The organism is Flagellimonas sp. 2504JD4-2, assembly GCF_053642935.1.
Genome location: NZ_JBSIOV010000002.1, coordinates 692,703 through 715,021 on the forward strand (window position 1 = coordinate 692,703; position 22,319 = coordinate 715,021).

At 41.1% G+C, this 22,319-nt stretch carries 19 protein-coding genes and 2 tRNA genes; 14 read left to right on the plus strand and 7 right to left on the minus strand.

Annotation, left to right across the window (positions count from 1 at the left end):
* The first annotated feature begins 39 nt into the window (after positions 1 to 39).
* On the plus strand, positions 40 to 897 hold the full coding sequence (locus ACULLH_RS09795) for a DUF6503 family protein (protein ID WP_454088564.1): 858 nt from the start codon (positions 40 to 42) through the stop codon (positions 895 to 897).
* Between the two features lie 75 nt (positions 898 to 972).
* Here the strand turns inward: ACULLH_RS09795 and ACULLH_RS09800 are convergent, their stop codons facing one another.
* The gene (locus ACULLH_RS09800; RefSeq protein WP_454088565.1) at positions 973 to 1,383 is read right to left on the minus strand and encodes a DUF4293 domain-containing protein; all 411 of its coding nucleotides are present in this window, start codon (positions 1,381 to 1,383) and stop codon (positions 973 to 975) included.
* Between the two features lie 190 nt (positions 1,384 to 1,573).
* Here ACULLH_RS09800 and rho point away from each other — a divergent pair, with 190 nt between their 5' ends.
* From rho to ACULLH_RS09825, 5 genes are all read left to right on the plus strand, one after another.
* Positions 1,574 to 3,142 carry a transcription termination factor Rho gene (gene rho, locus ACULLH_RS09805; RefSeq protein ID WP_454088566.1) on the plus strand — a complete coding sequence of 523 codons (1,569 nt, stop codon included), beginning with the start codon at positions 1,574 to 1,576 and terminating at the stop codon, positions 3,140 to 3,142.
* 135 nt (positions 3,143 to 3,277) lie between these two features.
* Complete coding sequence (locus tag ACULLH_RS09810; protein ID WP_454088567.1) at positions 3,278 to 3,940, plus strand: hypothetical protein; 663 nt, start codon at positions 3,278 to 3,280, stop codon at positions 3,938 to 3,940.
* Positions 3,941 to 3,946: 6 nt separating this feature from the next.
* The gene (locus ACULLH_RS09815; RefSeq protein WP_454088568.1) at positions 3,947 to 4,636 is read left to right on the plus strand and encodes a hypothetical protein; all 690 of its coding nucleotides are present in this window, start codon (positions 3,947 to 3,949) and stop codon (positions 4,634 to 4,636) included.
* A gap of 247 nt (positions 4,637 to 4,883) precedes the next feature.
* Positions 4,884 to 6,929, plus strand: coding sequence for an LruC domain-containing protein (locus tag ACULLH_RS09820; protein ID WP_454088569.1), 2,046 nt, complete (start codon positions 4,884 to 4,886; stop codon positions 6,927 to 6,929).
* 203 nt (positions 6,930 to 7,132) lie between these two features.
* Positions 7,133 to 9,052 (plus strand): LruC domain-containing protein, encoded by a 1,920-nt coding sequence (locus ACULLH_RS09825; protein WP_454088570.1) that lies wholly within the window; start codon positions 7,133 to 7,135, stop codon positions 9,050 to 9,052.
* Positions 9,053 to 9,127: 75 nt separating this feature from the next.
* On the opposite strand, the gene rpsT is transcribed toward ACULLH_RS09825, so the two are convergent.
* The 4 genes from rpsT to proS all read right to left on the minus strand — a co-directional run bounded on the left by rpsT (position 9,128) and on the right by proS (position 11,223).
* Positions 9,128 to 9,379 (minus strand): 30S ribosomal protein S20, encoded by a 252-nt coding sequence (rpsT, locus tag ACULLH_RS09830; RefSeq protein WP_454088571.1) that lies wholly within the window; start codon positions 9,377 to 9,379, stop codon positions 9,128 to 9,130.
* Positions 9,380 to 9,465: 86 nt separating this feature from the next.
* Positions 9,466 to 9,537: transfer RNA gene (locus ACULLH_RS09835), tRNA-Glu, on the minus strand.
* A 60-nt stretch (positions 9,538 to 9,597) separates the two neighbouring features.
* Positions 9,598 to 9,669 (minus strand) — tRNA-Glu (locus ACULLH_RS09840).
* A gap of 78 nt (positions 9,670 to 9,747) precedes the next feature.
* Complete coding sequence (proS, locus tag ACULLH_RS09845) at positions 9,748 to 11,223, minus strand: proline--tRNA ligase (RefSeq protein WP_454088572.1); 1,476 nt, start codon at positions 11,221 to 11,223, stop codon at positions 9,748 to 9,750.
* 93 nt (positions 11,224 to 11,316) lie between these two features.
* Between proS and ACULLH_RS09850 the strand changes: the two genes are divergently transcribed.
* Both ACULLH_RS09850 and ACULLH_RS09855 read left to right on the plus strand, forming a co-directional pair.
* Positions 11,317 to 12,654, plus strand: coding sequence for a hypothetical protein (locus ACULLH_RS09850; RefSeq protein ID WP_454088573.1), 1,338 nt, complete (start codon positions 11,317 to 11,319; stop codon positions 12,652 to 12,654).
* 38 nt (positions 12,655 to 12,692) lie between these two features.
* Complete coding sequence (locus ACULLH_RS09855; RefSeq protein ID WP_454088574.1) at positions 12,693 to 14,192, plus strand: OmpP1/FadL family transporter; 1,500 nt, start codon at positions 12,693 to 12,695, stop codon at positions 14,190 to 14,192.
* A 54-nt stretch (positions 14,193 to 14,246) separates the two neighbouring features.
* Here the strand turns inward: ACULLH_RS09855 and ACULLH_RS09860 are convergent, their stop codons facing one another.
* Positions 14,247 to 15,710 (minus strand): T9SS type B sorting domain-containing protein, encoded by a 1,464-nt coding sequence (locus ACULLH_RS09860; RefSeq protein ID WP_454088575.1) that lies wholly within the window; start codon positions 15,708 to 15,710, stop codon positions 14,247 to 14,249.
* A gap of 111 nt (positions 15,711 to 15,821) precedes the next feature.
* Complete coding sequence (locus tag ACULLH_RS09865) at positions 15,822 to 17,624, minus strand: T9SS type B sorting domain-containing protein (protein ID WP_454088576.1); 1,803 nt, start codon at positions 17,622 to 17,624, stop codon at positions 15,822 to 15,824.
* A 133-nt stretch (positions 17,625 to 17,757) separates the two neighbouring features.
* On the opposite strand from ACULLH_RS09865, the gene folE reads away from it, so the two are divergent.
* From folE to ACULLH_RS09895, 6 genes are all read left to right on the plus strand, one after another.
* On the plus strand, positions 17,758 to 18,438 hold the full coding sequence (folE, locus tag ACULLH_RS09870; RefSeq protein WP_454088577.1) for a GTP cyclohydrolase I FolE: 681 nt from the start codon (positions 17,758 to 17,760) through the stop codon (positions 18,436 to 18,438).
* A 15-nt stretch (positions 18,439 to 18,453) separates the two neighbouring features.
* Complete coding sequence (gene cysS, locus ACULLH_RS09875; protein WP_454088578.1) at positions 18,454 to 19,938, plus strand: cysteine--tRNA ligase; 1,485 nt, start codon at positions 18,454 to 18,456, stop codon at positions 19,936 to 19,938.
* 26 nt (positions 19,939 to 19,964) lie between these two features.
* Positions 19,965 to 20,192 carry a membrane protein insertion efficiency factor YidD gene (yidD, locus tag ACULLH_RS09880; RefSeq protein WP_454088579.1) on the plus strand — a complete coding sequence of 76 codons (228 nt, stop codon included), beginning with the start codon at positions 19,965 to 19,967 and terminating at the stop codon, positions 20,190 to 20,192.
* Between the two features lie 119 nt (positions 20,193 to 20,311).
* Positions 20,312 to 21,268 (plus strand): prolipoprotein diacylglyceryl transferase, encoded by a 957-nt coding sequence (lgt, locus tag ACULLH_RS09885; protein ID WP_454088580.1) that lies wholly within the window; start codon positions 20,312 to 20,314, stop codon positions 21,266 to 21,268.
* 30 nt (positions 21,269 to 21,298) lie between these two features.
* Positions 21,299 to 21,793 carry a DUF192 domain-containing protein gene (locus ACULLH_RS09890; protein ID WP_454088581.1) on the plus strand — a complete coding sequence of 165 codons (495 nt, stop codon included), beginning with the start codon at positions 21,299 to 21,301 and terminating at the stop codon, positions 21,791 to 21,793.
* Complete coding sequence (locus ACULLH_RS09895; RefSeq protein WP_454088582.1) at positions 21,793 to 22,317, plus strand: GNAT family N-acetyltransferase; 525 nt, start codon at positions 21,793 to 21,795, stop codon at positions 22,315 to 22,317. The genes ACULLH_RS09890 and ACULLH_RS09895 overlap by 1 nt, the downstream gene beginning before the upstream one ends.
* Positions 22,318 to 22,319: the final 2 nt, after the last annotated feature.

The following is a 22,319-nucleotide window of genomic DNA, read 5'->3' on the forward strand; positions in this document are numbered from 1 at the left end:
TGCAGTATCACGTCTAAGCAAGCAAACAATCTGAAACAAATGAAAACACTACGTTTAACACTATTTGTATTTGCAAGTATGCTATTGTTGGCATCGTGCGGACAAAAAAACAAGAAAGCAAAAACGGTCAACGAAACTGTTGCTGAAAAAGTTGTTGAGGAGCCAGTCTACGATACGGATCGTCCTGAAACTGTGCTAGCAGCTATTGAACATGCCCATGGAGGATGGAACGATCTTTGGAAAAAGGGTGATGTGGAATATACGTATACCTATCATTCCATTGCCAATGACAAAAAAGATGTTTCTACGGAACGTTACATCTTCAATTCGGAAGCTTCCTACGGAAAATATGATAAACACGAGATTAATGTTATGCCCGATGTTGAAGGTGAGGTTATCCAATACTTTAATGGAAAGGAAACTGTTGTTCTAGTTAATGGGGAAAAGACCGAAGATCCCCAAGGTAATGCGGTAGGTGACTTTTTGAGGAGGGCCAATCATTTTTGGTTTGTGATGCCCTATAAATTAAATGATAGTGGAACCATTACCACCTATCAGGGCCAGGAGGAGTACAATGGCACCACTTACGACAAACTTCACGTTACTTACGACCCAGAAGTTACCGGTAAGGAGCAAAACGACATTTATATTCTCTATGTCAACCCTGAGACCAAATTGATTGACCGGTTTTATTTCTCCCTGCCCTTTTTAGGTGTGAATGAGCCTGTTATCATAGCGCAATACGAGTATGAGGATATAGATGGGCAATTGGTTTCGTCCAAGCGATCCTATTTTATGCCCAGTGAGCAAGGGTATGCCGAAGACCCAAGCATAGTTCAGACCTTGACCAATGTAAAATTTGGAAATGGTTTTACTGCAGAAACATTGATGCAGTAAAATTTCAACTCCTAAAAAAATAAAAACCCCGGATTTACCGGGGTTTTTCGCACTAATACTACTAAGATGTTAGGTTTAACGTAAGCGATCAACAGATTTTACAAGATCTTCATCCTTTTTGATGGCTCTGTTGGCCAGAACCAGAAAAACGATAGAAAATACAGGAATCAGCATCCCAATACCCTTCTCAGAAATGGTGTTTTCTCCGGATAAGCTTAGCGATCGGTAAACGAAAAATCCTAGTAAAAAAAGGTTCAATATCATATTCAATCTGTTCACAACAAATTGATTCTGTCTGTTTTTGTACAAGAAAATCGAAATCAGTGCCAACGCCGCCGAACTATAAAAAGCAATGCTTATCCATAACTCGGTCTTGGCAAAAACCTCAATTCCTTCACCGTCAATCCATAAACTCAGAACTAATGGCAATGCTCCTGATACAAGGGCCACAACCAATAAGAAAAACGTCTGAATTCGCTGAATCATTGTATAAATTGACTTAGGAAGGCAAAAATAGGCGTCTTTTTGGTAATTGCCTCCTATTTGTTGAAAAATAATTCGTATAATTGTGTCGTTATTAGCGAAGCACTCGCCCAAGGAAATCTTTCCTATCGTAGTACCCCCAATAACTTTTACTTCAAATTACGTTAGATAAGTTTAATTTATTCATCACTTAATGTTTGAGATTTCAGATCTAAAAGCTAAAAAGCTTCCTGAATTGCAGGAAATTGCAAAGAACCTAAGCGTTCCCAAATTTAAGACCTTAAAAAAGCTTGATTTGGTCTATCAAATCTTGGATGTACAGGCATCCAATCCAAAAGTTGTTCAGGAAAGTTCAGCACCCCCACAAGAAAACGGTGTTCAGAAACAAAAAAGACCTAGAACACCACGTCCCAAAAAAGAACAGAGAGATAGCGCTGCTACTCCAGAAAATACTGAGAAAACTTCCGAGGACAAAAAGGAACAGGCTCAGGAACAAGCTCCCAAAAAAGAGCACCACAAACAAAACGGCCACCAAAAAAACCAACACAAGAAAGGTAATCAGCACCATAGAGGTGGCGGACACGACAAGAAAAGCAGCAATTTTGATAAAGATTTAAAGAACAGGTATAAAGAACCTGAATTTGAGTTCGATAGCATCATCGAAAGTGAAGGTGTTTTGGACATCATGCAGGATGGTTATGGCTTTTTGAGGTCCTCTGACTATAATTACCTGTCTTCACCTGACGATATTTATGTATCCCAATCCCAGATTAGGTTGTTTGGACTTAAGACAGGGGATACCGTACTAGGAAATGTAAGGCCGCCGAAAGAAGGAGAGAAATATTTTCCTTTGATCAAGGTTACCAAAATAAATGGATTAGATCCACAGGTAGTGCGTGATAGGGTTTCTTTTGAACACCTAACACCATTGTTTCCAAAGGAAAAATTCAATCTAGCTGAAAGACAAAGCACATTGTCAACACGTATCATGGATTTGTTCTCTCCAATTGGAAAAGGACAGAGAGGAATGATCGTGTCCCAGCCAAAAACTGGTAAGACAATGTTATTGAAGGACATTGCCAATGCCATTGCGGCCAACCATCCAGAAGTATATCAAATTATCCTCTTGATAGACGAACGTCCGGAAGAGGTTACCGATATGCAACGTAATGTTCGAGGCGAAGTAGTTGCTTCTACCTTTGATAAAGAGGCCACGGAGCATGTACGCGTAGCGAACATTGTTATAGAAAAAGCCAAAAGATTAGTGGAGTGCGGTCATGATGTTGTAATTCTTTTGGATTCTATTACACGTTTGGCCCGTGCGTACAACACCGTGCAACCGGCTTCTGGTAAAGTATTGAGTGGTGGTGTTGATGCCAACGCCCTGCACAAACCAAAACGATTCTTTGGTGCGGCAAGAAACATTGAAAATGGAGGCTCACTCTCAATTATTGCCACAGCACTTACGGAAACTGGTTCCAAAATGGATGAGGTTATTTTTGAAGAGTTCAAAGGAACCGGTAACATGGAACTTCAATTGGATAGAAGAATTTCAAACCGTAGAATTTTCCCAGCCATTGATTTGATTTCTTCTTCAACACGAAGAGATGATCTTCTTTTGGATGAAACTACCATCCAACGTATGTGGATCATGAGAAAGTATCTGGCAGACATGAATCCTGTTGAAGCCATGGAATTTATGGAACAACGCATCAAACAAACCAAAAACAACGAAGAGTTTCTGCTTACAATGAATGAGTAAGCCGCTTCTTTGATGTTTGTTATATCACAATTTTAAAACCCTTTGAGCAACCTCAAAGGGTTTTTTCTTAATGGGTTTTACAGAAAAGACATATCTTTAATACGGTTTCCCCAACTAATACTAAAACACTTTAATATGAAAAACACCAGAAACGCATTTGCTATGCTGCTTGGTTCCCTTATGCTGATCTTGGGAGCTTGTAAACAACCACAAAAAAAAGATGACCCTGCCGAAGAACCTAAGGAAAGGGTAAAACCACCAGAACAAATAATTTCCCTTGAAGAATCTAAATCCCTGTTTGATAATTATAGTAGAAATCGCGTTGCGATGATTCAGGAGTTTGAGATGGAGCAAAACCCTGATGAAAAGTTCCGTCCTGCCAGGTTTAGCTCATATGACTATAGCACCATCAAACAATACATGGCCTTCATCGAGCAGGAAGCCAAAGATGCAAATGTGGATATTACCTCACTTCGTTTTTATTTTGGAAATTACCCGAACAAAGAAAAGTTCCCTGACGGCAAAAAAGTGGTTCACCCAAGGCAAAATGCGGTGTTTATCGTGCCAACCATAAACGTGGATGGACAGAACTATGGTTTTTACATTGGAGAAGATGGTAAAGCAAAACTTATAAAAAATGCAGTTGGCGAAAAAGGTATGGGCAGCAATGAAACAGGAGAGCAAAAAGCATATGCTAGTTTTGTTCCAAGTTTTTCTGCGCCTACAGCACCTTTCGCTGGTCAAAGTTTAACCCTAAATCGTGGTACATCCGGACCACCACCGGACGCCGATTATTAATAACATATGACCCAAGAGCTTCTAAAATTTGTAGAGGATCACTATTATATCCCCTTATACCTACTGGCATGGATTATAGCCGTTGCTAGATATAGGCGGTATTATGATACGGTGTTGAAGTATTTCCCCGTATTTATCATCTATACATTTTTAACGGAGCTCTTGGGTTATTTTATTAAGCATACGGACGAATTCCAATTTTTCTCGGATTACCGATATTCCTGGCACAATGTGATTATCTTCAATCTGTACTCGGTTGTCACATTCTGCTTTTTTTATTATATCTATTTAAATGTTCTAAAAGTTGTCAAGCATAAGACCCGTTTAAAATATGGCGCTATTGTAGCCATCCTAGGCTATTTGGTCAGTCTTCTTTTTCAAAATCCTTTTCACATTGGCCTTTATTATGCCGATTTGTTGGCTTCCATGATCCTGCTATACGGTATTGGCTTGTATTTTATTGAAAAAAGAAAAGAGAACAGTTATTACTCGATGAAGGATAATTTGTTGTTTTGGATAAGTCTGGGGCTTTTTGTTTTTCATATTTTCTTCCCATTTATCTTTGTCGCTGCCTACGATCTACCCATTTTCTATTACGAATACCATTTGCACGATTTTCTGAAAATACTCATTGTAATTATGTACACCTGCTTTATTATGGGATTCCTTTTGGGCAAAAGACGAGCCTTTAGGTAGTAAAACCCATCTTCACCACATTTTTCCCCTCTTTTACAACTTCACAAGGTCATTTATCGATAAAATATATGTTTTTGTAGGTTTTTTCGTTCATTTAATACAAAAAAAAGCTATGGAATTCTTCGTCGATGAATTATTACCATTCACCGACATATAACGGAAATCCATCTTAAGCGAGGTAGTTAGCTATTTCGTTACGAATAATTTTAAATGATCATTGGAAATCCGTCCAATAAACTTAAAAACAATGAAAACGTCCCAAATTCTTATGTCAGTCATGTGCCTTGTCCTGGTACTATTTCAAACATCATGTGCCAAGGATGGCTTTGACGGTTCTGTTCCAGATCCAGAAACTGAAGGAGAAAATCCTGAGCCCGAAGTTCCTATCGATGAGCTGGAAATCGTCGAATTACAAATTCCCACAGGTTTTGAGTTTAAAACAGAAAAAGAAGTCCAACTTGTCATTAATGATAATACTCTGGGCGTTAAGTACGATGTATATGCCTATAACGATCAAGTACTTACAGGCGAGGAAATAACTTATCTGAATGAAGAAAATGAAGAGGAGACCGATGTTGAAATTTCGGTGGACAACTTGAATCACTTGATTTTTAGTGGAATGCCCGCCGGAGGAAAAATCGAGCACACATTTGTGGTTCCCGATTATTACGAAAAGTTATATATAAGAAGGAAAGAGGGTTTTGCCTATTCTTCAGCCATAGTAAACATAACAGGTACCTTGGTAAATTACACCTATACTTCCCAAAGTGGAAAAGGAGCGTCATCAGCCAAAGCAATGGTAGAGGATTTCTTGTATTGCGTTAACGGATCCGGTGAACTCTTCCAAATAGATCCACTCACAGGAAACTATACATTTATTAGCGATATGCCCATGGGTAGTTGGACAGCGGCTATCGATCAACAAAACAATTTTTTGTACTCTATAGGACGATCCAAGCCCAATCCATTGATGAGGTATGACATGGTCAATGACAGCTGGACCACGATTGGAAACTTAAATGTTGGTGGTCCAAGATTGGATTATAACGAAAATGATGGTCTTTTATATTTCTCAACCGGAGATAAACTCTATAGCATTGACCCGCAGAATGCCAGTATTTTGTCAAACTGGAAAATCAATGGGCTCCATAAAACCAATGGTGGAGACCTTGCGTTTGCCGAGGATGGAACCATATTTTTATGTTCCTTCTCAGGCTTGTATCGTCTTAATCTGAATGGAAATGGAGATTATGATTCCACCCGAATCAGTGCGGAAGACCTCCCCTTTAGCCCAACATCAATGACATTCGATTCCAACCAAGAGCTATGGTTGGCCAACAACGGAAGCAATAGTAATTTGATCGTTATGGATACGCAAACCGGGGGCTGGGAATACCGATACGGTCCTAGTTCCTCTTCTGGAGTATTGTTCGGTCGGACCATAAATGACCTCACTACCTTTAGAGTTTTTGACGAAGTGACCGTTGATCCCGACACCGATGGGGATGGAATCACCGATAGCAATGACGCCTTTCCAGAAGAAGCCGACAAAGCTTTTGAACAATTCACTCCTAGTAAGTACGGATGGGGAACAGTAGCATTCGAAGATCTTTGGCCATTTATGGGAGACTATGATTTTAATGATACCGCAGTTAACTATCGGTTTGTTGCCATATTGAATTCGGATAATATGGTGGTTGAATTGGATATTCATTTTGAAGTAACATCAGATGGAGCTGGACTGATCAATGCATTCGGTATTGAATTTGAGAGCATCCCTCCTAGTTTGGTTGAATCTGTAACCGGAACCGTATTGACCGAAGGATACATCAACGTTGCATCAAATGGTCTTGAGCAAGGTCAAAATAGAGCAGTGGTCATCCTATTCGACAACAATGAGACCATGCTTAATGTGCCCACAACGGTTTCAATGCGATTTACTGAACCCATTACAACCGCACAGTTGGGTATTGCCCCTTTTAATCCTTTTTTAATTGTTAATAAGGAAAGAAGCAGGGAAATTCATTTACCGAACAGGTTTAGAACTACATTGGGGGCCAACAACACTGAGGTTGAAGGTGTGAACCAAGATGTAGATGGAAATTTTCAGACGGATTCTGGGCTTCCCTGGGCCATAAACATAATTCATAATTTTAGGCCTCCTAAAGAAAGGGTGGCCATAAATCAAGCCTATAATTTCTTTAACCAATGGGCCACTTCTGGAGGAAACGTATATCCAGATTGGTACAAAGATTCCACGGGTTATCGTAATGAATCCAATCTTAAAGATTAGCCATAAACACTAAAAATTAAGCTAAAAATGCCCCGATCGGGGCATTTTTGTTACTCCGTTCAATGTTAAGGTTTTAGGCAGTCCAAGGGATAAACACATACGCTCACAACATTTTTAACAGCTTTTACAACTTTAGATAGACGTTCATCGATAAAATACAGCTATTTGTAGTCTTTTTCGTTCATTTATTGAAAATATGACCTATGAAATCGAACAGGGTTTTAATGTTGATTTTTGTTTCAATGGGAATCTTATTGGGCCAAGGTTGTGTAAAGGCAAAATATAACAACTACCTTGAATCATTAAGAAAGGATTCTACCAATATTGATGACATAGTTTTAACCGACTTAAAATTTCCCGCTAATTTTGATTTTAGAACAGAAACAACGGTATCTGTAAACATTACGGATAACACCCCCAACGTGCTTTACGAAGCATACGCATATAGCGATGAGCTCATTAACAGTTTAGATAGTATCACTGGTCCATTGCCCAATAAACTATTTGAACGACTACCATCCAACGGTTCCATTCAAGAAAGTGTTACAGTGTCCACTTTTATCGATAATCTTTTTATCGTAAGAAAATCAAATGAACAAGTCGATGATATTGTAGTTCCGATATTACAAAATTCCGCATCCTATGCCTATAACGGTCCTACCGGAAAGCAGGCCCTTGCCAAGACAGTTGCTTCAAAAAATCAGCTCAATACAGATTGCGCCAACGTTTATGGCCAACGCTATTATGCAAACCTTAATAATGTTGTAGTCACGGATAATGGCGACATAAATACCATTTCCAATATCCAATTGCCCAAACAAGATGTAACCGCCATCATCACCGCCACATCGGTGGATGGTGTTGAATTAAAGAATCGTTTTTCCATTGCCGGTGGAGGTTTTTCGACTCCAATTTTCACCTTCAACGGGTTTAACTTTTGGATCAGCTCAAAAATTGACACAAACAACGATTCCGATGGTTACGTAGAATTTGAAATGTCATTTGACACCCCGGTGCAAAACCTGTTGATGCATTTTAGAAGTGTGGATGCTTCCATGTATCAATTTGTAGGAGATCAACATACCGAAGTACTGTTATCTGGAGGTCAGGAGTTTTTTTATGATGACACTGAAAGAATCTTAAGGGACACCGATTCGAGATCAAAAGCCAGGTATTATCGAGATGGTTATGGTTCCGTATTAATTTCAGCCACCTCAGGTACTTTCGATAGAATTGTTTGGCGAAGAATTGATGACCCTACCAGCAATACCCAAAATGACTCAAACTGGTTCACATTCTCCGAGGTTGAGGTCTGCAACGACCAGGATGGGGATGGCGTAGTGGATTCAGCCGATGAATATCCCAATGATGCCACAAGAGCCTACTCAATCGTTTACCCCTCAAGTTCCACAAAAGCCTCTTTGGTTTTTGAGGATCTCTGGCCTTTTATGGGAGACTGGGATTTTAACGACACTTCCATCGACTACTCCATCACCAAAATTTTTAATGCCTCGAATGATGTGGTGGCCCTTGATTTTGATTATGTAGTGACCTCGGATGGTGCAGGTTTTGTCAATGCCATGGCTTTCGAAATTGAAGGTTTAGCTCCAAATAATGTAGCTTCAACAGAAGGTCAACTCCTCGATAGAAATGTTTTTGATCTCAGCTCCAATGGAACAGAATTAGGGCAAACTACAGCTGTAATTCCGCTATTTGACGATCATTCCATCCTGGTCAATCAAGAAAACCGAGTAAGCGTGCTCTTCGCGAATCCCGTTTCCGATAGCTCGTTGGATTTTGCCCCTTTTAATCCTTTTTTGGTTGCCAATGGAGAAAGGGAAAAGGAAATTCATCTAGCCAATCACCAACCGACACAATTGGGTAATTCCCAACCTGTAGTTACTGGAAACAATGCTGATGTTGATGGTGATTATTCGACAGAAAACGGCCTCCCATGGGCCATTAATGTGATTGAATCTTTTCCTCTCTTACAGGAAAAAACACCCATAAACCAGGGATATCTCTATTTTGAGGAATGGGGACTCTCAGGAGGAGAAAACAGAAAAGACTGGCATAAAGACCTTCCTGGTTATCGAAATAAAAACAAGCTTAAATCGAACTAAGACCGCTGAATCCAATTTTAGCATAAAAAAAGCGGCCCTAGAAAGGCCGCTTTTATCTTGTGTACGTTACTTCAATTACATTGCAGCAACCTTGCTCATCAACTTACTTTTTAAGTTGGCAGCTTTATTATTATGGATAATATTTCGCTTAGCAAGTTTATCAATCATTCCAACAACGGTAGGTAGTAATGCTTGAGCAGCCTTCTTATCCTCCTCGTTACGCAATTTTTTGATTGCATTACGAACAGTCTTGTGCTGATATCTGTTACGTAAACGTACCGCTTCGTTTCTTCTGATTCTCTTTAATGCTGACTTATGGTTTGCCATTATTTTAATTTAAAATGGATAATGAAAAACTGAAAATTGGTATATCCGTTTTTCACTTTTCACTTATAATTTACAATATTATCTAGTAGCCCGTAGGGGAATCGAACCCCTGTTACCAGGATGAAAACCTGGCGTCCTAACCCCTAGACGAACGGGCCAAATCAATTGAAAAATGGAGGTTTTCACCCACTCTCTTTTCAATCTTTCATTGAACTTAGTAGCCCGTAGGGGAATCGAACCCCTGTTACCAGGATGAAAACCTGGCGTCCTAACCCCTAGACGAACGGGCCATAAGGTTGCATAATTGCGGATGCAAAAATACAACTATTTTTAAGTCTTGCAACAGTTAATTTTATTTTTTAACCGCTTTAATAGGCCTTGGCAAACAGTACCCTTTGTGTCGAAGGTTTACCAGTGACCATACAGCTCCCATCCGCTTTCTCTCCATAAAAAGGAATACATCTTATGGTAGCTTTGGTTTCATCTTTTATCTTGTCTTCGGTTTCAGCAGTTCCATCCCAATGGGCGGAAACAAATCCACCTTTTTCAGCGATTACTTTTTTGAACTCATCATACGAATCCACTTCCGTAATATGGGCTTCGCGATAGTCCAGCGCCTTCTTATAGATGTTTTCCTGAATTTCTTCTAACAAAGAGGTAATTTTGGCCACAATATCCTCAGCTTGAACCGATTCTTTTTCCAAGGTATCCCTTCGGGCAACTTCATAGGTTCCATTCTCCAAGTCACGTTGGCCCACAGCTATGCGCACAGGAACACCTTTCAATTCATATTCATTGAACTTGAACCCTGGCTTATGGGTATCTCGATTGTCATACTTTACAGAAATCCCTTTGGAACGAAGTTCCTTCACCAAAGGCTCAACTTTTGTGGAAATGGCATCCAGTTGCTCCAATCCTTTGTAAATGGGAACGATCACCACTTGAATTGGTGCCAATTTTGGAGGCAATACCAATCCATTATCATCACTATGGGTCATTACCAGTGCGCCCATCAATCTTGTGGAAACTCCCCATGAGGTAGCCCATACATGCTCTTGCTTTCCTTCCCTATTGGCGAACTTTACATCAAAAGCTTTGGCAAAATTTTGGCCCAAGAAGTGGGAGGTCCCAGCTTGTAGCGCCTTCCCATCTTGCATTAACGCTTCAATACAATAGGTTTCCTCTGCTCCAGCAAAACGCTCGCTTTCTGTTTTGGTTCCTTTAATTACAGGAACGCCCATGTAGTTTTCCGCAAAATCCGCATAAACATGCATCATCTGTTCAGCTTCTTCCAAAGCCTCCTCTTTCGTTGCATGGGCCGTATGTCCTTCTTGCCATAAAAACTCCGCAGTACGCAAAAACAAACGCGTACGCATCTCCCAACGTACCACATTGGCCCATTGGTTCACTAAAATGGGTAGATCACGATACGACTGTATCCATTTTCGATATGTATCCCAAATAATGGTTTCCGAAGTAGGTCGTACTATGAGCTCCTCCTCCAATTTGGCATCTTCGTCAACAATAATTCCACTCCCATCATCTGCATTTTTCAATCGATAGTGCGTTACCACCGCACATTCTTTGGCGAATCCTTCAACATGACTGGCCTCCTTGCTGAGATAGGATTTCGGTATGAAAAGCGGGAAATATGCGTTCTCATGTCCCGTTTCCTTGAACATTTTATCCAATTGGGCCTGCATCTTTTCCCAAATTGCAAATCCGTATGGTTTTATCACCATACAGCCCCTAACACCAGAGTTCTCAGCCAAATCGGCCTTTACAACCAGTTCATTATACCATTTGGAATAATCCTCGCCTCGACTTGTTAAATTTTTACCCATCTACAGTAGTTTGGCACAAAACTTGTGACTTTATCAACAAAAATAGTTCGGCAAAACTAACTATTTTTAGTATGTTCAACAATTAAAAATTGCATGATGACAAAGTCTTTACCCCGCCCAAAAACTCAAATCATTGCCACATTTGTTATGGCCACTCTCCTATTGGCCTCTTGTGGTTCTTACCAACAAGCTTCGTATTACGATGATGACGGGATTTATTCCAACGGGAATCGTGTTGTACGCGTTGAAAAGCAAACGGCTGACGGTGTTCGCGCCCAACAACAGGAAAGCAACCTATATGGCGACTATTTCGGCCAAAAAGCTGATGAGTACAACGACATATTGGAGGACGAAATCTTTACCGATATTGATAGCTATAGCAGCGGAATCGAGAATGACAGTATTCCTTTAGGGGAACAGACCAGTTACTTTGCAGACAACAATACTTACAATGGAAATCCTGGATGGGGAGATAATCCGTCGAGTGTTTCCATAAACGTTTATGACAACAGCTGGGCTTGGGGAGGCCTTGGTTGGGGTGGTCTAGGATGGGGATATCCATACTGGGGCTACGGTTACGGTTGGGGAGGTTTTTACAATCCATGGAGATGGAACCGCTGGGGCTGGGGCGGCTACGGATGGGGATGGGATCCCTATTGGGGCTATGCCGGAGCTGGTTTCGGATGGGGTGGTTACTACGGATTTGGTTGGAACCGTCCATTTTATAATAGAGGATACTATGGAAGAGGATATTATAACAGGGGGTATTCCTTCAACCGTGGTAGAAGAGGATATGCAAATTCTGCTCGAGGCACTGCGTTAAGGGGAAGGTCAAACTTGGCATCACGATCAAGTAGGTATTCATCACGTTATCGGGCAAATAATGGCCGCTCCAATGTGAGTCGAAATGCAGCTTCAAGAAGTGCTCGATCATATAGAAGCGGTACAACCGCAAGAAGATCTGTAAGTGCAGATGCTTTGGCAAGAAGTAGAAATTACCGATCTAGCAGAAGCACAAGGACTTCACCAAATTATAATAGAAATTCAAGAACGTATCGTTCGTATGGAACCTCACCTTCCACGAGAAGCAGCGGAACTTATAGAAGAGGAACAACTTCGAGTAGAAGCTCTGCAGGCTATCGTACCCAAGGAAGAAGCACTAGAAGTTATCAATCTTCCGGAAGAACCGTTCCAAGAACCAGTAATTATAGAAGATCTTCCAGTCCAAGAAGCTCGGGTACCTATAGAAGTACACCTAGTAGAAATTACAGAAGTTCAGGCAGCAGCTCCAGAAGTTATAGAAGCTCTGGAAGTAGTTCAAGAAGCTATAGAAGTTCAGGTAGCAGTAGTCGAAGCTACAGTAGAAGTTCAGGAGGTAGCCGTAGCTCTGGAGCACGGTCATCCTCAAGAAGTAGTGGCAGAAGACGATAAATTCACACTGTTTTATTTAAAAAACTAAATCACTCAAAATGAAAAGGATTTCAACTTTCATCGTGGTATTGGTATGCACTTTTGCAAGTGCCCAGAACATCAATGATGTATTGCGATATAGTCAAGAGAACATTATAGGAACCGCGAGGTTTCAAGCAATGGGAGGTGCTTTTGGGGCCCTCGGGGGCGATTTATCGTCATTAAACGTAAACCCAGCAGGTTCTGCGGTTTTCAACTATAGTCAGTTTACCATTTCCGGGTCTAACTATAACCGTGACAACGATGCGTTGTTTGGCAATACCCTTCGAAATGTCGAGACAAATAACATTGAATTAAATCAGGTCGGAGGGGTTTTTGTGTTCAAATCAACAAATAGCCCATGGAAAAAACTGGCACTTTCGTTCAATTATGACCTCGCTCGAAATTTCGACAATGAATTTGCCGCGGCAGGAAATACGACCCAAGGTATCGATAACTACTTTTTGAATTTTGCGCAAGGAGAGGCTTTGGGCAATTTAAGGGTTCAACAAGGCGAGAACATAGAAGATGCCTATTTAAATATTGGTGCTGACCTTGGTTTTGGGGCACAGCAAGCTTTTCTTGGATTCCAGGCGGGAATCATTGAACCAACGGTTGATGATGACACCAATACCTCATATTTTTCCAATGCGGAGTACACTAATGTCAACCAAAGATATATTCAAAGTACAACCGGATACAACAGCAAGTTTACCGTAAACGCAGCAGGTCAATATCAGGACAACCTGTACCTTGGTGCTTCCCTTAACTTTCATTCGGTTTTGTATGATAGGCTAACCTTGTTGGATGAAGATGGCTATGATGCAGCTTCGCCTGTTCAATCGACAACATTTGACAACTTTTTACATACCGAGGGATATGGTTTTTCCTTCAGCTTAGGTGCAATAGCAAAATTGAACGACAATATTAGAATTGGTGGTAGTTATCAATCTCCCACTTGGTATGAATTGACCGATGACGTCTCCCAACGTATTAATTCGACCTTGGCGGTATCAGACATCAATTTTATCGACTTTCGCATTGTAAATCTATTTGAAGAATACAGAATAAAGATTCCGGCAAAACTCACCGGTAGTGTAGCAGTTGTTTTTGGCAAAGATGGTTTGCTAAGCTTCGACTACGGTCATCAAGATATGTCAGAAGCAGAATTGCGTCCTACAACAGATCCTAATTTCACTACTGAAAATGATTTTATCGCCAGTGAATTGGGCGTGGTAAATACCTATAGAGTTGGTGGTGAACTTCGAATCGAAGAGGTAAGCCTAAGAGGTGGTTACAGATACGAACAAAGTCCATATGAAAATGGAAACATTATCGGCGACCTTACCGGGTATTCCGGGGGTATCGGATACAACTTTGGTGGAAGTAGATTGGATTTGGCCTTTAGCAGAACAGAACAAGATGTGAACACACTATTATTTGACGCTGGCATAAACAGTACAGCTATGGTCAACCACATCAATACGAATATCACCTTGGGGTATACCCTAAAATTTTAAGCTTAGTTTGATTTTAGTATTACAAGGGTCGGAGTATTTCCGACCTTTTTTTTATTAGCGCACCAAAGAAAAGTGTCGTCTAACCGAACGCGCTACCACAACTCCATTATCATCCCGTTCATAATCCAATCGGAACCAATAATCGGATGATGGCAATTCCCTTCCGTTAAAGGTACCATCCCATCCAAGTGTGGAGCCATCCAACTGCTTCAGCAACTTACCATAGCGGTCAAAAATAAAGACAGCAGGATTGGAAAGTGTCTCTATCCCCAATACATTCCAATTATCATGAATCCCATCCCCGTTTGGCGTAAAAAACTTAGGATATCCCACGACCAAAAACTCTATGGGTTCAGTGGTACCGCATCCGTTCTTATCATTTATGATAACCGTATTGATTCCGGGCGGCACATCAAAAAATTGGGGATCATCCTGGAATTCACCTCCATTTATGGCGTATTCATAGTCTCCGGTTCCCTGAACCACTATCTCAATATTATAGGGGTCTGTCTGGTCGCTGTTGACCAAATCGTCAATCACCCGAACCTCATCCAACTGGGGAATACCGTAAAAGGTGATTAAAATTCCACCATTGTCAATTACTGTTGGAGGTGTTCCAGAGGCGGTAGTGATTTCAACAAAATAACGACCTGAATTAGGACTTGTCACCACCAGTTCGGCACCAAAAGGACCTGTTCCAGGTAAAGTGGCATCTATAACTCCATCATCTTCATAATCTACGGTCCATGTCACACTGGCAATATCGTTTCCTGCAGGGGAGTTCAGTGCACTCAACGTAATATCCGGGTCACCTTCACAGGCTATAATGTCCAATCCCAAAAACTCATCCCTTAACGTACAATCCAGAGCGGTATTCTGATCGGCATCCACAGAGGTACCCGTAAATGTCAAAGTAAAGGGCTCTGGGTCTCCATTAAAGTTGGTATTGTAGTTATTTATAAATAAATAGTAAATCTCACCGGCTACCACATCCAACCACTCATCGTAGGTATTCTGGCTTCCCACTACAAATGGAGCCCCCACTCTACCATCAACCGGATTAACCCCGATACCCGTAAAGTTGGTATCATTGACCTCATAATTACATCGAATGGGCTGCGCTGAGCCATTTCCCACAAGGGTGCAAAAGTTTTGTCCGGCGGTCTGGTCAAAGGGACCATAAAGCGCGAAATCCAACTCAGAAGTGACGATTCCACCTGTTATTACAGGTTGCGCTTCAATATCAAAGCCAATTTGCCCATCGGTACCTGCCCTAAAAACATACCAAGAAGTGTTGTTTTCAATATTTGCGGAAGCTACACTTCCTTTTTCCAAGCAGCCGGATTGGGTGATGACCATAGGGTCGAAATCGTCGATATCACCACTTCCATCAGTGGCTGAGATAATTGGTGCATCTGCACAAACAGGAATTGCCGTCCTACAATCCGGGGAATTTTGGGCGCTTGTTGCAAGAGGTATCAGAAATAAACAACATATAGCGCAAAATAGAGCTCTCATAGAATTTGGGGCTAAAGGTTATTCTGTGATAACTTTTATAACTCCCAAATGCCCTCTTTTAGTATTTTTCAACCGAAAAATTATACAGTTAATCGATAAAATGCACATTGACTATCGTCTCAATGAAAAATGGCTCTGGATATACTTGGCGTAAACGCGGTTGCCATCATTGTCCAAATACGATAGTTTAAACCAATAATCGGTGGATGGAAGCGGTCTTCCCTGAAAGTTACCATCCCATCCTGGACTGAATTCGGTCAACTGGGCAATTAACTTTCCGTAGCGATCATAAATAGTAACAATTGGAGAACTCAATGCCGAAAGTCCATCTATTTGCCAAGATTCGTTCAGCACATCGCCATTAGGAGAAAAAATCGGGGAAAAACCGACTACAACGATGTTTTCAACAACCTCCCCGCATCCGAACATATCACGCATTGAAACGGTATGCATTCCGCCAGCAACATCTTCAAAGATATTGCTTGATTGATACACCCCATCATCCAAACGGTATTCAAAGTCACCCTCCAAATCCGTTAAAATGACAACCCTGCTATTGGCTTGAAAATCTTCGACCTCAACATCACTGATCACCGGTAATTGGGACAAGTTCACTTGAACGGTCCGATTAGTTTCACAATTTAACCCTCCCACTGAGTTGGTAACCGTTAAGGTGTACTCTCCAGCTTGGGTAACATTGAGGGTAGGGGTTAGCTCTCCAGTGCTCCAAGCATAGGAATATGTTGGATTGGGCATGGTTTCACCTATAGTAATTCCAGTAGAGTTTTCACAAACGGTTACTTCATCAGGAAAAGTAAGTTCAGGAGAAGCAACAGCATTTATGCTAAAACTCTGTGACGCATCGAAACAATCAGGATTTGTCAGGGAATAGGTCCTAACATAAATATCTTCCTGTCCTGGATTTTTTGAAAACTGCTTGGGTATTGGATTGGCACCGGAAATTGCCTCGGCCAGGGTGTGGTGATAACTTACCATAAATTCTGCCGGATCTTGTGCCCCCAAAGCTTCGCTGTCCTTGGTTTCCAAGTCAAAAATCGCCGACGACGAATAACAGTACTGCTCATCCGAGACAACACTGGTAGTGGGAATGGGATTAAAAACCGCTTGGACATCACTGATAATATTTCCTGTTGGGGTAACTACGACCACCCGATATTGCGCTGAATTCGTCACATTCAGTGTTGGATTTGTTTCACCTGAAATCAGTTGAAAACCACTTCCCGTATCACTGTACCACTCATAGGAGGTAGCTCCCGTCGTAGTGGCATCCAAGTTTATGATATCTCCCGCACAAGCAGCAATAGGCGCTCCCAAAAGGTTATTTATGATGGAACAGTCCAGCGCATCCGTGGGATTGGTAATAAATATATTGCCAGTAAATTGAATGGAAAAGCCAGAATTTACATTACTGAAATTGTTGATGAACAAATAATAGTCCTCTCCAGCATTTACTTGAAGCCAATCTTCATAATGGACAGAAGTCATATCCCCAGTTGGGTCCTCCCCCACCCCGATGAACGATTTATTATCGCTATTATCAAAGAAGTTGCAGCGGACCGGGTCTCCCAAATTATTGCAATCGCTGGCCTGGTATAATGCAAAATCCCAATCTTCACTGCTATCGTGCCCAATGTTGAAGCCTAATTCTCCAGCGGCATTGGTCCTGAAGCGATACCAAACGGAATTGGATTCAATAAAGCCTGAGGTCGTCCGTTCCAAACATCCGCTTGAAGATGCCCCGTTGAAGTCATCCACACCATAACCATTTGAACCACCATTGATTGGTGTATTGGTACAAATAGGCACAGCGCTTGCGCAGTCAGGTGTCACTTGTGCAAAGGACATATGACCGAACAACATTATAATTACGGTTCTAACAACCAATCTAACCATAAACTATTGTAGGTTTGGGCATTATAAAAGTAAATCAGCCCTTTCCTTAACAATAATTTATGTTGTCAAAGTCCTGATACCAGATGTTAAATAGTACATTAATGTATATCTTTGCATCCTTGAAGAAACAGCAATGAAACTAGAGCAGGCTTTGGAAGAACAGTATGAGGAAAGAGGTGACGATCACGTTGGCTCTTCAACAGAAACACCTATTAGGGATGACGCTTTTGTATTGAGCGATGAGGAAAAGATAGAAAGAATACAAAATAGCGTTCGTGAAATAATGTTGACACTAGGCTTGGACTTGGATGACGACAGTTTGAACGGTACTCCAAAAAGGGTTGCAAAAATGTACGTCCAGGAGATTTTTGGTGGCCTACACCCAAAACGCAAACCAAAACCCTCAACCTTCCAGAATAAATACAAGTACGGCGAAATGTTGGTCGAAAAAAACATAACGCTTTATTCGACCTGTGAACATCACCTATTGCCGATAGTTGGAAAGGCACATATTGCCTATATCTCAAGTGGTAGTGTCATTGGGTTATCCAAAATGAACCGTATCGTGGATTACTATGCAAAACGTCCGCAGGTTCAGGAGCGATTGAACATCCAAATTGTGAAGGAGCTTCAAAAAGCTTTGGGTACCGAAGACGTGGCCTGCGTTATTGATGCAAAACATCTATGCGTAAATTCAAGAGGAATCCGTGATGTGGACAGCAGCACGATTACCGCAGAATACGGTGGTAAATTTAAAGAAGAAGCCGTTAGAAGGGAATTTTTGGACTACATCAATTTAGAAACTGAGTTTTAAACCCTGAGTTTTTCAATGCAACTTTATAAAACCCACACCTTAAGAGTACACAATTCACTTACAGGAAAAAAAGAGGTTTTCGAGCCCATAAATGAAGGCCATATCGGCATGTATGTCTGCGGACCTACGGTGTATAGCAATGTACACCTTGGAAATTGTCGCACATTCATGTCTTTTGATATGATTTTTCGCTACTTCAAACATCTTGGGTATAAAGTGCGCTATGTCCGTAACATCACAGATGCGGGACATTTGGAAAACGATGCCGATGAAGGTGAGGATAAGATTGCCAAAAAAGCAAAACTGGAGCAGATTGAGCCGATGGAGGTGGTTCAACGCTATACCGTGGATTTTCATGAAACCTTGCAAAAGTTCAATTTTTTGCCTCCAAGCATTGAGCCAACAGCCACAGGGCATATCATTGAACAAATTGAGATCATAAAGGAAATCATCGAGAATGGCTTTGCGTACGAAGTAAATGGTTCTGTTTACTTTGATGTTCCCAAGTTCAATGAAAGCCATGAATACGGGAAACTAAGTGGAAGAAAGCTTGAGGATATGATGGCCAATACCCGAGAGTTGACCGCTCAAGATGAGAAAAAAAGTCCACAGGATTTTGCCCTATGGAAAAAGGCCGAGGAACAACATATTATGCGTTGGCCATCCCCATGGGGAGATGGTTTTCCTGGATGGCATTTGGAGTGTACCGCAATGAGCACTAAATATTTGGGCGAGACCTTTGACATCCATGGTGGTGGAATGGACCTGAAGTTTCCACACCATGAGTGTGAAATTGCCCAGTCCGAAGCAAGTACTGGAAAGTCGCCGGTAAAATATTGGATGCACGCCAATATGTTGACTTTGAATGGCAAAAAAATGTCCAAATCCACGGGAAACAACATCTATCCTTCGGAGATGTTCACTGGTGAGAACGACATTATGAGCAAGGCCTATTCCCCAGCGGTAGTCCGATTTTTCATGATGCAGGCGCATTATACCAGCATATTGGATCTAAGTGATGATGCGCTTCAAGCTTCAGAAAAAGGATATCATCGGTTGATGGACGCTATGGAGTGTGTCGAATCCCTGAAAACTGGTGCGTCCTCCGATTTTGATTATCAAGCATGGCAGCAGAAGTGTTATGATGCCATGAATGATGATTTCAACACCCCTATTCTGATTTCCCATCTTTTTGATGCCGTAAAACGCATCAATCTTATAAAGGAAGGGAAAGAAAGCATTACCCAAGAAGACAAAGCCCTGTTGCAGTCTACGCTGAACAGTTTTGTTTATGACATTTTGGGCGTGGAAAATCAGAAAGCTACCAACGACGACACCAGTGCGCTTACTGGGGTAATGGAATTGGTGATAGAGCTTCGCAATGAAGCCAGAGCTAATAAGGATTTTGCCACTTCGGATAAAATCAGGGACCAACTTACTGCCTTGGGCATCCAACTTAAAGATGGTAAGGAGGGAACGACCTTTAGCGTAAATTCGTAACATATAATCCATTCAGAACAAGGAGAATGACACTTAAGAAAATCCTTATTGCTCCTTTTGTTCTGTTGGTAAGACTTTACCAGCTTTTAATTTCACCTTTAACACCAGCAACATGTCGGTATTCGCCGACCTGTTCGGCCTATACCTTGGAAGCATTAAAAAAACATGGCCTTTTCAAAGGCGGATGGTTGTCGTTAAAACGAATTTTCAGTTGTCATCCTTGGGGCGGTAAAGGGTATGATCCTGTTCCTTGAACAAGTTCAATCCTAAAAATTTAAGTTCAAACACGAAGTTTGGAAATCAAGATCTAAAATTCCAGTAATCCAGCCATCTAACCGATCAAAGTAGTTATATTAGACCAAAATTTTACCCTATGTACTTCTTAGGCTTTAATTGGAACCCCGATGGCACATTGTTCAAGTTGGGATTTCTTCAAATTAAGTATTATAACCTACTATGGATAGCCGCCTTTATTGTAGGGTGGTACATCATCAAAAAAATCTTTTTGAATGAAAAAAAGACCATGCAGCAGGTAGATTCGCTGTTTCTGCATGGTCTAATATCAATCATGTTGGGAGCTCGTTTGGGGCATGTTATTTTTTACGATTGGGATTATTATAAAAACCATTTGGCCGAAATTCTTTTGCCCATTCGTGAAAGCGCCGACAGTTCCTTATTTGGTTTTATTAATGGTTATGAGTTCACCGGGTTTACTGGTTTGGCCAGTCATGGAGCTACTATTGCCGCAATAATAGGCGTCTGGTTGTATTGCAGAAAATGGAAGGATATCAATATGCTTTGGTTGTTGGATAGAATGGTGATTCCATCCGCTATCGGAGCCAGTTTTGTACGTTTTGGTAATTTTTTCAATTCCGAGATCAACGGTAAGATTGTAGACAAGTCTTTTGCCTTTGCGGTTCGATTTATTAGGGATTCGGACGATATGCCAGCGTATCGCGCCATGCGGGAAACCAAAGAAAAAACCGTAAGTGCTGCCTACAAGGCTTTAGAGAACAAACCAGAATTTGCAAGTTTATTGGAGTCCATTCCCTATCGTCACCCAGCGCAGTTATACGAAGCAATATGTTATCTCTTTGTATTTGTGCTCTTGTATAGGTTATACTGGAAAACAGACAAAAAGAACAAGACAGGGTACCTATTTGGCCTATTTATGGTATGCCTATGGACGGTACGTTTCTTTGTGGAATATTTTAAAAAGAGCCAAGGTGGTTTCGAAGAATCGTTGGGGTTACTTTCCACAGGTCAGTGGTTGAGTATTCCGATGATATTGGTCGGGCTCTATTTTATGTTCAGGCCATCAAAACAATAAACAACTGTAACAATGTTCAATTTGCAATCAATGGTATTCAAGCATATTAGATTTTCCTTGATATTGGTGTTTAGTCTTTTCGTGGCCGTAGGCTGCAAAAATGAACAAAAACAGGAGATAAAGACCGAAACCATTTCGTTCACTAAAGAAGGTGAACTTACAATAACTGGTGCAACGGATGAAGCAACTCCCATCCAATTTGATATTGAGATTGCTGAAACTGAATATGAAACCCAGACGGGGCTTATGTACCGGGATTCCATGGAAGAAAATCAAGGGATGTTGTTTGTTTTTGACAACGTTGCCATGCATTCATTTTATATGAAGAATACCGAGTTTCCGTTGGATATCATCTATATCGATGAAAATTTAAAAATTGCCAGTTTCCAAAAGAATGCGAGGCCCTTTGATGAAACAGGTTTATCCTCTGGGGTCCCTATAAAATATGTACTGGAAATCAACGCAGGACTTTCAGACAAATTGGGTTTAATGGTTGGTGATAGCATTTCCTACAATAAATTATAATGCCCGATTACTTACTCGAAAATCAAACTACCGAACGACTGCTTTTCCGAAAAGTACTTCCTTCGGACTTTGATGCTTGGCTTCCGTTTTATGATAATCCAAAATCCACGGAATTTTGGGATGGATTGCCCGCTGATCCAATAGAAGCATGTAAAATCCAGTTTGATCGCATTTTTGAACGGTATGAGGAAGGTTCCGGCGGAATGAACGCCTTAATACTGAAAGCAACCGGTGCATTGGTCGGAATCTGTGGTCTTTTGGTACAAACGGTGGATGAAATTGAAGAACTGGAAATTGGCTACTCGGTACTACCCAAATTTTGGCAGCAAGGTTTCGCCATTGAGGCCGCCCAAAAATGCAAAACCTTTGCCTTTGAAAACAATTATGCCGCTTCCTTGATTTCCATAATCCATGTGGATAACATTCCGTCCCAAAAAGTAGCTTCAAAAAACGGGATGCACCTGGACAAAACAACCACTTACAAAGACAATCCTGTACATATCTTTAGGGTAAGTCAAGGATAATC

Bases quoted from the DNA above. Each gene is read 5' to 3' on its own strand.
- ACULLH_RS09860 (WP_454088575.1), bottom strand. From the start codon at position 15,710: ATGAGAGCTCTATTTTGCGCTATATGTTGTTTATTTCTGATACCTCTT.
- lgt (WP_454088580.1), top strand. From the start codon at position 20,312: ATGTACTTCTTAGGCTTTAATTGGAACCCCGATGGCACATTGTTCAAG.
- cysS (WP_454088578.1), top strand. From the start codon at position 18,454: ATGCAACTTTATAAAACCCACACCTTAAGAGTACACAATTCACTTACA.
- ACULLH_RS09865 (WP_454088576.1), bottom strand. From the start codon at position 17,624: ATGGTTAGATTGGTTGTTAGAACCGTAATTATAATGTTGTTCGGTCAT.
- ACULLH_RS09895 (WP_454088582.1), top strand. From the start codon at position 21,793: ATGCCCGATTACTTACTCGAAAATCAAACTACCGAACGACTGCTTTTC.
- rpsT (WP_454088571.1), bottom strand. From the start codon at position 9,379: ATGGCAAACCATAAGTCAGCATTAAAGAGAATCAGAAGAAACGAAGCG.
- ACULLH_RS09815 (WP_454088568.1), top strand. From the start codon at position 3,947: ATGACCCAAGAGCTTCTAAAATTTGTAGAGGATCACTATTATATCCCC.
- ACULLH_RS09855 (WP_454088574.1), top strand. From the start codon at position 12,693: ATGAAAAGGATTTCAACTTTCATCGTGGTATTGGTATGCACTTTTGCA.
- ACULLH_RS09795 (WP_454088564.1), top strand. From the start codon at position 40: ATGAAAACACTACGTTTAACACTATTTGTATTTGCAAGTATGCTATTG.
- rho (WP_454088566.1), top strand. From the start codon at position 1,574: ATGTTTGAGATTTCAGATCTAAAAGCTAAAAAGCTTCCTGAATTGCAG.
- yidD (WP_454088579.1), top strand. From the start codon at position 19,965: ATGACACTTAAGAAAATCCTTATTGCTCCTTTTGTTCTGTTGGTAAGA.
- ACULLH_RS09850 (WP_454088573.1), top strand. From the start codon at position 11,317: ATGATGACAAAGTCTTTACCCCGCCCAAAAACTCAAATCATTGCCACA.
- ACULLH_RS09820 (WP_454088569.1), top strand. From the start codon at position 4,884: ATGAAAACGTCCCAAATTCTTATGTCAGTCATGTGCCTTGTCCTGGTA.
- ACULLH_RS09825 (WP_454088570.1), top strand. From the start codon at position 7,133: ATGAAATCGAACAGGGTTTTAATGTTGATTTTTGTTTCAATGGGAATC.
- folE (WP_454088577.1), top strand. From the start codon at position 17,758: ATGAAACTAGAGCAGGCTTTGGAAGAACAGTATGAGGAAAGAGGTGAC.
- ACULLH_RS09890 (WP_454088581.1), top strand. From the start codon at position 21,299: ATGGTATTCAAGCATATTAGATTTTCCTTGATATTGGTGTTTAGTCTT.
- ACULLH_RS09800 (WP_454088565.1), bottom strand. From the start codon at position 1,383: ATGATTCAGCGAATTCAGACGTTTTTCTTATTGGTTGTGGCCCTTGTA.
- proS (WP_454088572.1), bottom strand. From the start codon at position 11,223: ATGGGTAAAAATTTAACAAGTCGAGGCGAGGATTATTCCAAATGGTAT.
- ACULLH_RS09810 (WP_454088567.1), top strand. From the start codon at position 3,278: ATGAAAAACACCAGAAACGCATTTGCTATGCTGCTTGGTTCCCTTATG.